The organism is Microvirga arvi, from assembly GCF_016892765.1.
Taxonomy (GTDB): Bacteria; Pseudomonadota; Alphaproteobacteria; order Rhizobiales; family Beijerinckiaceae; genus Microvirga; species Microvirga arvi.
In genome coordinates this window covers 109,054-120,217 of sequence record NZ_JAFEMD010000016.1, presented here as the reverse complement: position 1 = coordinate 120,217, position 11,164 = coordinate 109,054, and the positions used below count along the sequence as shown (strand labels likewise).

Here is an 11,164-nt window from a genome sequence, read left to right as displayed (position 1 = left end):
ATCAAGGGCCAGGGCATCTACGCCTATGTCACCCTGATGGCCGGCGAGGAGCCGTCGGAGGAGCTGCGCAAGGAGCTGGTCGCCTGGGTGCGAAAAGAAATCGGCCCCATCGCCTCGCCGGACCTGATCCAGTTCGCGCCGGGCCTGCCCAAGACGCGCTCCGGAAAAATCATGCGCCGCATCCTGCGCAAGATCGCCGAGGACGAGTTCGGCTCACTCGGCGACACCTCGACCCTCGCCGACCCGGCGGTGGTCGACGACCTGATCACGAACAGGCAGAACAAGCGCACGCAGGCGGCGTAGTAGCAAACGCGTCATCCCGGACGGTGCAGCCGATCCGGGATCGGGCCAGAGCGTGGCCCCTTCTTCCCTCCCCCTTGCGGGGAGGGATTGAGGGTGGGGGTCGCAAAGTCAGAACGCTGCGCTTGATGAGGACAGGCAATGCTTTCTACCCCGTCATCACCGGCCTTGTGCCGGTGATCCCGATTGGATGAAGCGCTGAGCCTCACAGCATCGGAATGGCCGGGACAGGCCCGGCCATGACAAATGGGAAGGTTTCATCCAGTCAAACCACCCCCACCCCTGCCCCTCCCCGCAAGGGGGAGGGAATAGCAGCACATCCTGCACCCGATCCCGGATCCTCGCTGCGCTCCGTCCAGGACGACGGTCCTGAGCCTGACGGAACCGTAGCCTTATCTTTCGCGTCTCATCCTCACCTTGTCCGCAGGAGGGTTCGAGACGTGAGCATCCGCGCAGCCTTCACCTTGGCGGCCCTCGTGGGCATCGCCTTCACCACCCATGCCGCATCGGCCCGCGAGGTCGTGCCCTTTGAGGGGCGTGTGTCGCCCGGCACCATCGTCATCAAGACGGCTGAGCGGAAGCTCTACTACGTGCGCGGCGACGGCACGGCCCTGCGCTACCGGGTGGCCGTGGGCAAGCCGGGCAAGCAATGGTTCGGCGAGGCGCAGATCGACGGCAAGTACGTGCGGCCCGCCTGGTCGCCGCCGGCGGAGGTGAAGCGCGACAACCCGCGCCTGCCCGACGTGATCCCCGGCGGCGCGCCGAACAACCCCATGGGCGCGCGGGCGCTGACCCTCAACCTCGACGAATACGCCATTCACGGTACCAACCGCCCGAGCTCCATCGGCACCTTCGCGTCCTACGGCTGCATCCGCATGCTCAACGAGGACATCGTCGATCTCTACGATCAGGTAAGCGTCGGCACACGCGTCATTGTGGAGCGATAGCCAAAGGCCTTACTAGGCATCTCTGATCAGGTTATATCATGATGCATGAAGCCTGATTGCAATTGCAGCTGCCTTCTGCGCCGCCGGCATGGACCTTGCGGGGCAAGCTTCCGATGAAACCCCGCGTCCTCGTCGTCGGTGGTGCGGGAGCTTTCGGACAGCGGCTCGTGGAAGGATTGCTGGCGACCACTGACGTGACCGTCATCGTCGGCGGGCGGACCCTCCACCGCCAGCAGGGTTTTGTCGAGAAGCTTCGGCGCCTTTACGGACAAGATCGAATCGAGGCGACACGGATCGACCGGGACGCGGCCTTGACAGGTCTTCAAGCAACCAAAGCTTTTTGCGTCGTCGATGCGGCAGGTCCCTTCCAGGGAGCCGAGCCTCATCTGGCGAGGGCTGCGATCGCAGCGGGCTGCCATTATGTCGACCTCGCGGATGCGCGCGATTTCGTAATGCGCTTTGGTGCCTTGGATGGCGAGGCCCGCGCCGCCGGCGTGCTGGCCGTCACGGGAGCAAGCTCGACTCCGGCTCTGTCAGGCGCCGCCGTGACGGCCTTGACCGAAGGATGGCGGCAGATCGATGCGATCACGGTCGCCATTTCGCCCGGCAATCGTGCTCCGCGGGGTCTGTCGGTGGTCGAGGCCATTCTGGCCTATGCCGGGCAGCCTGTTCGCGTGTGGACCCATGGGCAGTGGACGACCCGGCCCGGATGGGGGGAACTCGTCAGGCGCGACATGCCGGGCCTTGGGCGGCGTTGGCTCTCCTTGTGCGAAACACCCGACCTAGACCTGCTTCCGGCCCGCTACCCTTCCGTTCGCACCGCGCGATTTCAGGCAGGGCTCGAACTCTCCTGCCTGCACCTGGGTCTCTGGATGCTGACCTTGCCGGTCCGGGCCGGATTGGTCCGCTCACTGCGCTTCTGCGCGCCTGTATTGCAGAAGATCGCAGCTTTGTTCGAGCGCCTCGGCACCGATCGGGGCGGCATGAGCGTGGAGGTCAGCGGCCGGGATGGCGCGGGACGCTCAACCCTTGCGATCTGGTCCCTTGTCGCGGAAGCCGGCGACGGCCCCCACATCCCCGTCTTGCCGGCGCTTGCGCAGATCCGCACTCTGCTCGACGGATCTGCTACGGCGGTAGGTGCGCATATCGCATGCGACCGCCTTCCCCTTGCAGCAATCGAAAAGGAGTTCGAGCGTTTTCGCATCACGGCACGGCGCGATATCGGCTGGCCGGATGCAGCCAGCCTGTTCGAGCGAATCCTCGGCCCCGATGTGGGCTGTCTTCCACCTCCCGTGCGCCGAATTCATACAGCTTCCAGGGTTCGCCTTCGCGGTCGCGCGACCGTCGAGGGGGCGCGAAGCCGGACAGGACGGTTGATCGCGCGGCTGTTCGGGTTTCCGGCAGGCCCATCGGAAACGCCGGCCCACGTGACCTTGGAGCGGCGGGGCAACCAGGAGATATGGGTTCGCCGCTTCGGGCGCTTCACGTTTCGCAGCGTGCTGAGCGCGGGTCCTTTGCCACATCGTCTTCACGAACGCTTCGGCCCCTTCACGTTCGAGCTTGAGATCGCGCCACACAAATCCGGCTTCGATCTTGCGGCTCTTGGCTGGCGGATCGGGCTGTTGCGCCTTCCGCGCCGCCTCGCGCCGCAAACGTCCGCGAGAGCCTTTGTCGATGAGACGAGCCGCTATCGTTTCGATGTGCAGGTCGGACTGCCCTGGATCGGGCCGCTCGTTTCCTATCAGGGCTGGCTTGAGCCGGACGAGACGTAGAGATCCGCCCGCGTCGACGGAAGTCCTGATGGCCCGCGGGTGCGCTTGGAGGCGAGGGTTTGGTTCACGCCCACCGCGGCGCGCTCGAAGGCGAGCGAGCAGCCGGCCAGATACAGCAGCCACATGCGGGTCTTCTCCGGCCCGACTAGGCTCTCCGCCTCCGTCCGGCGGGCGTTGAGGTTCTCCCACCACAGCCGCGTCGTGCGCTGGTAATGCTCGCGCCAGGCCTCCACGTCGTGCACCTCGAAGCCGTGGCTCTCCAGGTTGGCGACGGACATGCCGAGATGGTCGAGCTCGCCGCCGGGGAAGATGTAGCGGGTGAGCGCCTTGTACTCGGGCTTCAGCTTCCGGAACGCCCTGTCGCTGCGCTTGGCGCGCCGGGCGATGGTGTGATGGAGATAAAGCCCGCGCGGTCTGAGCAGGCGATGCACGGCGGTGAAATAGGAAGGGTAATTGGCAATCCCCACCTGCTCGAACATGCCGATGGAGGAGATCTTGTCGAACTCACCCTCCACCTGCGTGAAATCCTTCAGGAGAACCTCGACGCGGTCCTGCAAACCGAGCCGCGCGATCTTGTCGCGCGCGAGCTTCGCCTGCTCCTCGGCCAGCGTCACGCCCGTGGCCTTGACCCCGTAATGCTGAGCCGCATGGCAGATCAGTGCGCCCCAGCCGCAGCCGATGTCGAGCAGGCGCTCACCGGGTTTGAGCCGCAGCTTGCGGCAGATCATGTCGAGCTTGTCCCGTTGCGCGCGGGCGAGGTCGTCATGCCAGTCCGGCTGAAAATAGGCGCAGGTATAGACCATCTCCGGGTCGAGGAAGAGTTGGTAAAACTCGTTCGACACGTCGTAATGGTAGGCGACGTTGCGCTTGTTGGTCTGGGGCTTGCCATCGCGGGCGTCAGCCTTGTCCTCGACCCTGGCCAGCGGCCGCGGCATGTCGGCCGGCGCACGCAGGAAATGATAAGCGGTCTTGAGGGCCTTCAGCTTGCTCAAGCTCTTGAGCTGCCTTCCCACCTTCCCACGCGGACGCTGGTCGGCGAGGTCGAAGATCGTGCCGTTCTTGAGATCGAGTAGGCCGGCTACATAGGCATTGAGCGCCGTGTCCAGGTTCGGGCGCCGCAGGAGAGCCGCGATCACACTCTCGCGCCTGACGACGAGCCGCATGGCATAGGACGGCAGATCAGCCGGAATCGTCGAGCCGTCCCACAGCTCGAAACCGAACTGGAGGCCGAGCGCCCGGTGCGCGTCGCTCAACAGCTCCCGAAACATCCCCAGCCGTACCGTTTCGCTCATACCGCTCCCCCGTTCGGGGTGAGACTAAGCGGGGCCTTGCCGATACACAATTGCTTAAAAGTCGCTCGCCAGCCCCTTCACCTCCCAATCCTCGTAGCGGACAGGCTCGAGACCGCCGCGGCCCTGCAACTCCTTCTGCTTGGCGATCTCGGTCGCGCGGGCATCGATGGCGAGGCGACGCTGGGCGGCCTCTTCCAGGGCCCGCTGGGCGGCAGGCGTGAGAGGCTTGCCGGGGGCCGCGCCCTCGATGGGACGCTCAGGATGATCGTTCGTGCTCATAAGCCGCCTTTTGCAGATTGCGAGCCCTCTTGGGAGGGAGCTGGACCGTTCCCACATAGGGATCGGAGGATGGATGTCGTGTTGACCACGAGGTGGAGACCCCGATGAACACCGTCAAGACCGGAATGCTGCTGGCGGGCCTGATGGCCCTGTTCGGAATCGTCGGCTATTTTCTCGGCGGCGGCACCGGCATGATGATCGCGTTGGGTCTCGGCCTTGCGACCAACCTCTTCGCCTATTGGAACTCGGACCGGCTGGCGCTCGCCGCCCATCACGCCGTCGAGGTGGACGAGCATACGGCCCCCGAGCTGGTCTTCATGATCCGCGATCTGAGCCAGTGCGCCGGGCTTCCCATGCCGCGGGTCTATCTCATCGACAACCCGCAGCCCAACGCCTTCGCCACCGGCCGCAACCCGGAGAACGCGGCGGTCGCCGCCACCACCGGCCTGCTGCACATGCTCTCCCGCGACGAGATCGCCGGCGTGATGGCGCACGAGCTGGCGCATATCAAGAACCGCGACACCCTGATCATGACGGTGAGCGCCACCATCGCCGGCGCCATCGCGACACTGGCCCAGTTCGGCTTCCTCTTCGGCGGGCGCGGCGACGAGCGGCCGAATCCCATCGTGATGCTGGCGACTGCGCTCCTCGCGCCCATCGCCGCCATGATCATCCAGATGGCGATCAGTCGCTCGCGGGAATACGACGCCGACCGAATGGGTGCCGAGATCAGCGGCCAGCCGATGGCTCTGGCCTCGGCGCTCGCCCGCATCGCCGGCGGCGTGGCGCACATTCCCAACCCGGATGCGGAGCGCCGCCCGGCGACGGCCTCGCTCTTCATCATCAATCCGCTCTCGGGCCAGGGCGTGGACAACCTGTTCTCCACCCACCCCGCGACGGAAAACCGGATTGCGGCGCTCCACGCTTTGGCGCAGGAGATGGGCTCATCGCCGCAAAGCGGCTTCTTCACGCAGAGTTCATCGGGTCCATGGGGCTCCGTTGGGGGCTCGACCGGCACCCGCCGCGGGCCTTGGGGATAAATTTTGGAACAATCGGACGAACAAACCGGCCTCGGCCCCCGCCGTCTTGCCTGGATGGCGGTGACGGAGACCCTCAAGCGCCGCGTGCCCCTCGACGACGTGATGGAGGAGCTGGCGCGGGCGGAAAACCTTTCCCCGCGCGACGAGGCGCTCGCCCGCGCCATCGCCATCGTGACCTTCCGGCGCCTCGGCACCCTCGGCCATGTCCTGCGCGAGCGGCTCAACAAGCCGCCGAAGGACGAACGCCTGATGCATCTGCTCGCCACCGGCGCGGCGCAGATCCTGTTTCTCGACGTGCCAGACCATGCGGTCGTCGACAGCGCCGTGCAGCTCGCCCAGAACGATCCCAAGCTCCATCACGCGGGCGGCTTCATCAACGCCGTCTTGCGCCGCGTGGCCCGTGAGCGCGAGGCCATTCTCGCCGAGAACGACCCTTTCCTCGACACGCCCGCCTGGGTCGAGGAGCGCTGGATCGCGCAATACGGCGAACCGCTGGCCCAGAAGATCGCCGAGGCGCATCGCGCGATGGCTTCCGTCGATCTGACCGTGAAGAGCGATCCGGCGGCTTGGGCCGAGCGTCTCGGCGGCGCGCTCCTGCCCACCGGCAGCATCCGCCTCGTCGAGCGCACCGCCATCCGCGAGCTTCCCGGCTTCGAGGAGGGCGAATGGTGGGTGCAGGATGCCGCCGCCGCCCTGCCCGCCCGCCTGCTTCAGCCCAAGCCCGGCGAGCGCATCGCCGATCTGTGCGCCGCGCCCGGCGGCAAGACCGCCCAGCTCGCCGCGGCCGGCGCCGAGGTGCTCGCCGTCGACCGCTCGGCGAGACGCCTCCAGCGGCTTGAGGACAACCTCGCCCGCCTGAACCTGAAGGCCGAGATCCGCGCCATCGACGCGGAAAAGCTCGACGCGGCGCCCTTCGACGCGATCCTGCTCGATGCGCCCTGCTCGGCCACCGGCACCATCCGCCGCCACCCGGACGTGGCCTGGACCAAGAGCGAAGAGGATATCCGCAAGCTCGCAGGGCTCCAGAGCCGCCTCCTCGATAAGGCGGCGGGCCTGCTCAAACCCGGCGGGCGGCTGGTCTATTGCACCTGCTCGCTGGAGGCCGAGGAAGGCGAGCGGCAGGCTGAAGCCTTCCTGGCGCGCCACCCCGAGTTCGCGCGCGTGCCCGTCACCCCCGACGAGATCGGCGGTTTTGCAGAATGCATCACGCCGGAAGGAGACGTGCGGACCCTGCCGAGCCAGCAGGTTCTTGCGGAGCACGACCGCAGCGGTCTCGACGGATTCTTTGTCGCACGGTTTGTTCACACCCAAACCTGACGATGGTGAATCGTCCCTTACCTGTTGTTAACCAGTCAGCAGGAACTCCTCTTCTAAGCTGACAGAGATTTGGAGCGTCTAACAAAGCCCCCTCATCCTGCGGAGCCTGCGCAGCAGGCGTCTCGAAGGAGGGTTCAGTGATCTCTGGAGGCGCCTCGTCCTTCGAGATGGACCTCACGGTCCTCCTCAGGATGAGGCTCAGGTTGGTTTTGTCAGGGCTCTTAAGCGAACAAGGGAGCGCCACGGGTGGATTTCGGGCCGGATCGCTGGCGTTTGTACAGGCTTGCCGCTCGCGAGGCAGGCCGCGCCCTGCGCGAGAGCACGGTCTGGAGCCTGTCCCGGCTCTCCAGCGCGCCCGTACCCACGCGGCTGCTCTTCGCGCCGCAGGATCTGCGCACGGCCGATCCGACCATCGCGACCGACATCTATTCCGGCTTCTTCGCCTTTTCCGGACGCGCCATCACCACGGGCGGACGCTCGCCCTTCGCCTTCGCGCCGCCAAGCCGCGCCTGGGGCGAAGCGCTCTACGGCTTCGGCTGGCTGCGGCATCTCAGGGCCGCCGGCACGGCGCTCGCCCAGGCCAATGCTCGCTCCCTGGTGGACGAGTTCGTCACCTCCAAGCTCGGCGACAAGCGCCTCGCCTGCAGCCCGGAGGTCACGGCGCGCCGGCTCATGTCCTTCATCAGCCAGTCGCCCCTGATCCTGGAGGGGGCCGATCATGCCTTCTACCAGCGGTTCCTGAAAATCATCGGGCAGCACGTGCGCAATCTGGAGCGCGAGATCCGCGCCGGCGCCCTGCCCTATCAGCAGCTCATGGCGGCGATCGCGCTCTGCTATGCCGGCCTGTGCTGCGAAGGCCTCGACCGCACCTTGCGCCGGGCGAGCCGGCTGCTGGCCCGCGAACTCGACCGGCAGATCCTCGCCGACGGCGGGCACGCGAGCCGCAACCCGCGGCTCGTCGTCGAATTGCTGTTCGACCTTCTCCCCTTGCGCCAGATGTTCGCGAGCCGCGAGGTCGACACGCCCGAGGCTCTGCTCCATGCCATCGACCGCATGCTGCCGATGGTGCGCCTGTTCCGGCACGGCGACGGCACCCTGTCCCATTTCAACGGCATGGGCGTGACGGCGGCCGATCACCTGGCGACGCTGCTGACCTATGACGACATGCGCAGCCAGCCGATTCAGCACGCGCCGCACTCCGGCTACGAGCGGCTGGAGGCCGGGCGTACGCTGGTGGTCGCCGATGTGGGCGCCCCGCCGCCGCGCGCCCTGTCCCAGGAGGCTGCCGCGGGCTGCCTGTCCTTCGAGTTCTCGAGCGCCGCGCAGCGCATCGTGGTCAATTGCGGCATGCCGCAGATCGCGGGCACCACGATCATCCAGGCCTCGCGCTCGACGGTGGCGCATTCCACCGCCTCCATCAACGACATCTCCTCCTGCCAGATCGTCGACAAGAAGGGGAGCTGGCTGCAGCGCAGAATCTCCGCTTGGCTCGTGCGCCGCGTCGGCCCGGTCGTCCTCAGCGGCCCGGAGCGGGTGGCGGCGGAACGCAGCGAGCGCGAGCATGCGCAGCTTCTCTCTGCCAGCCACGACGGCTACAAGGCGCGCTTCGGCATCACCCACGAGCGGCGCTGGCAGCTCGCGCCCAAGGGCAACGTGCTGGAAGGCGAGGACAGCTTCTGGAGCGAGGGCGGCAACGCCGGCACGGCCCAGGCGATCATCCGCTTCCATCTCGCCCCCGGCATCAAGGCGAGCCGCGCTCAAGGAGGCCGCGTGGTGATGCTGGTCCTGCCCAACCGGGAGGCCTGGCAGTTCTCGGCGGCTCCCATCGAGGCGGAGATCGAGGACAGCGTGTTTTTGGCCACCGCCGATGGCATGCGCCGCACGGAGCAGATCGTGCTGGCCGTTCGCCCGAGCGAGACGCCGTCCGTGCGCTGGCGCTTCGAGCGCCTGGCGCGCAGCTTCAGCCCGGAGCAGCCTCAGGAACAGGGGCCGGAGCTGATTTGAAGACGATCTGTGAAATTGGTGCCTGTGCAGTTGTGTGATTTGCGACCCTTTGCGTCACAGGTCTCGATAGGGGTCCGCTCTAATTCAGATAAGGCCGCTTGCGCGAGAGCGCCGATCGAAAGAAGGCGGGAGGATTCCCCGCCTTCCGTATCCTATAGCTTTACTGCAGGTATCTCCCGCTAGCGCCTACAAGGCGCTAAATAGGAAGTCAGAGCTGTCAATGTGAACCCGTGAGACGAAGTTCTCGTCGAATGCGGCGCGCACCTCGATAAACCCTGCCGTGGGATTGCTAATTGTCGCGTAGGCGAAGAAATCGTTGACAACGATATTTTCGATGGTCAGATCCTCGAAGGTCAAGCCGGTTCCTCTGAGGTCGATCTTTTCGGCCCCATCCTCGAAGTCCCAAATGATGTCTCCAGAGAAGGTTGAATCGCTCCAGACTGCACCGAAGGCGAACTGATCCACCCCTGCGCCGCCGGTGAATTGATCCTGGCCAGCGCTGCCCACCAGTCGGTCTCCTCCATTGCCACCGATCAGTGAACTGCCGCTCGCGCCGGCCTGGAGGATATCGTTGCCCTCTTCGCCGTACAGCTCGGAAAAGAAGCCGGCATCGCTGCCGATCAGCCGGTCGTTGCCCGTTCCGCCGAAGGCGCTGCCGCCGCTGTCGCTGTCTTTCAGGGAGAGGGTATCGTTGCCTGCCTCCCCATGAAGCGTATTGAACCCGGTGCCGCCATCGAGCATGTCATTGCCATCGTTGCCATGCATCTCATCGTCACCACCGAGGCCGAACAAGGCGTCGTTTTTACCGAGACCGTAGATCACGTCATCGCCGTCCGTGCCGGAGAGGGTGTCGCTCTTCCCGGTGCCGGCGATGACGAACGTCGTCCCGCTGCTTCCCGTGTTGAAATCCGCCTCTGTGAAGTCAAACTCGCCGACGAACTTGACGGCGAAGTCGGTGCTGTCGAGAAGGCCATTGTCATTCTCGTCCGCCAGCAGCCATGTATGGCCGTCCCGAACCGTATAGACCAATTCCGTCAGTCCATTGCCTGCGCCCGAGAGAGGCGCGCCAAGTGTCGGATCGATAGATACTTCACCACCGAACACGAGCAGCGTTCGTGCGAGGTTAAGCTCGTCGCCCCCTTCCACTCCAGCTCCTTCGAAATCCAAGATCGTATCGTGCGTGGCGAAGGTCGAACTTGGATTGAACTCACCCATGAAGAATGTGAAACGGTCGTCCCCGAGATTGCCTTCGAGCTGATCGGCCCCGGCGTCTCCCTCCAGTTCGTCATCGCCGCTTCCGCCGGAAAGCGTATCGTCACCTTCATCGCCAAACAGCTCGTCGTCGCCCTCGCCGCCGAGCAGAACATCGTTGCCTTCGCCCGCAAACAGGACATCCCGCCCAACTCCGCCATCAAGAGAGTCATTGCCGTCATCGCCATCGAGCGTATCGTTCCCGTCGTCGCCGAGAACAGTGTCATTCCCGTCGCCGCCAGCGACCCGGTCCCCGCCCAGGCCGCCATTCATCACATCGTCGCCTGCCGCTCCCTGGATGGTGTCGTTGGCTGCCCCGCCATCGAGCGTGTCGTTGCCGTTACCGCCCACGATGCTGTCGCGGCCATCCTCGCCAAAGATCGTATCGTCTCCGTCACCGCCATCGATTGTATCAACACCATTGGGGCCGATGCTGCCGCCGCCGAAGATCGTGTCGTTGCCGGTGCCGCCGAGAAGCCGGTCATTCCCAGCCTCGCCGCTGATCATATCGTTGCCGGCGCCACCATCGATCGTGTCGTTGCCCGCGCCTCCGGAGATCGTATCGTCGCCATCAAGGCCATTGATTGTGTCGGGGTCGTCTGTGCCTGCCAGGAGATCAGGATTATTCGTGCCAGTGATCTGTGCCATGTAGTCCTCCCATTCCCACACTGAGGCCGGTCTCTTATCGCCGGTTGCAATAGATGCTCTCCGCCACTTTCCATTACTGTGGTCATTTGACGGATACTTATCTTTAGATTTGGAGAATGGTCTTACAATTAACCAATAATGGTAGTCTTTGGTTATTGTGAGCAGCAGTCGAAGCATTTTTACTATAGAACGACTTGAAATCATTACTCTGCCGCGCGCAAGAGCAGAGTGTCCTGAAACTCTGCCCTCACTGGTTCCCATCCTTAGCCTGCCGTGTTATCGCGCCCGCATCTTTTCCCTTGATGGAGCGGCCC

The 11,164-nt window shown here is 65.1% G+C and carries 9 protein-coding genes; 6 read left to right on the top strand and 3 right to left on the bottom strand.

The window, feature by feature from the left end; all coding sequences use genetic code 11:
- The 3 genes from ILT44_RS12385 to ILT44_RS12375 all read left to right on the top strand — a co-directional run.
- The coding region (locus ILT44_RS12385) for an AMP-binding enzyme (RefSeq protein WP_443673959.1) at nucleotides 1-303 on the top strand (303 nt) is incomplete at its 5' end.
- Nucleotides 304-746: 443 nt separating this feature from the next.
- Entirely contained in the window at nucleotides 747-1,247 is a 501-nt protein-coding gene (locus tag ILT44_RS12380) for a L,D-transpeptidase (RefSeq protein ID WP_307826471.1), read from the top strand.
- Nucleotides 1,248-1,360: 113 nt separating this feature from the next.
- Nucleotides 1,361-3,019, top strand: coding sequence for a saccharopine dehydrogenase family protein (locus ILT44_RS12375; protein WP_204239889.1), 1,659 nt, complete (start codon nucleotides 1,361-1,363; stop codon nucleotides 3,017-3,019).
- On the opposite strand, the gene ILT44_RS12370 is transcribed toward ILT44_RS12375, so the two are convergent.
- Nucleotides 2,989-4,311: a class I SAM-dependent methyltransferase gene (locus ILT44_RS12370; RefSeq protein WP_204239888.1), complete on the bottom strand. Its 1,323-nt coding sequence runs from the start codon at nucleotides 4,309-4,311 to the stop codon at nucleotides 2,989-2,991. The genes ILT44_RS12375 and ILT44_RS12370 overlap by 31 nt on opposite strands.
- 54 nt (nucleotides 4,312-4,365) lie before the next feature.
- Nucleotides 4,366-4,590, bottom strand: coding sequence for a DUF1674 domain-containing protein (locus tag ILT44_RS12365; protein ID WP_204239887.1), 225 nt, complete (start codon nucleotides 4,588-4,590; stop codon nucleotides 4,366-4,368).
- Nucleotides 4,591-4,694: 104 nt separating this feature from the next.
- Here ILT44_RS12365 and htpX point away from each other — a divergent pair, with 104 nt between their 5' ends.
- The 3 genes from htpX to ILT44_RS12350 all read left to right on the top strand — a co-directional run bounded on the left by htpX (nucleotide 4,695) and on the right by ILT44_RS12350 (nucleotide 8,951).
- The gene (htpX, locus tag ILT44_RS12360; RefSeq protein WP_204239886.1) at nucleotides 4,695-5,630 is read left to right on the top strand and encodes a zinc metalloprotease HtpX; all 936 of its coding nucleotides are present in this window, start codon (nucleotides 4,695-4,697) and stop codon (nucleotides 5,628-5,630) included.
- 3 nt (nucleotides 5,631-5,633) lie between these two features.
- Complete coding sequence (gene rsmB, locus ILT44_RS12355; protein ID WP_204239885.1) at nucleotides 5,634-6,947, top strand: 16S rRNA (cytosine(967)-C(5))-methyltransferase RsmB; 1,314 nt, start codon at nucleotides 5,634-5,636, stop codon at nucleotides 6,945-6,947.
- Between the two features lie 246 nt (nucleotides 6,948-7,193).
- The gene (locus ILT44_RS12350; RefSeq protein WP_204239884.1) at nucleotides 7,194-8,951 is read left to right on the top strand and encodes a heparinase II/III family protein; all 1,758 of its coding nucleotides are present in this window, start codon (nucleotides 7,194-7,196) and stop codon (nucleotides 8,949-8,951) included.
- A 186-nt stretch (nucleotides 8,952-9,137) separates the two neighbouring features.
- Here ILT44_RS12350 and ILT44_RS12345 read toward each other — a convergent pair whose 3' ends face one another.
- Nucleotides 9,138-10,850, bottom strand: a complete 1,713-nt coding sequence (locus tag ILT44_RS12345) for a calcium-binding protein (protein ID WP_204239883.1) — start codon at nucleotides 10,848-10,850, stop codon at nucleotides 9,138-9,140.
- Nucleotides 10,851-11,164 lie beyond the last annotated feature (314 nt).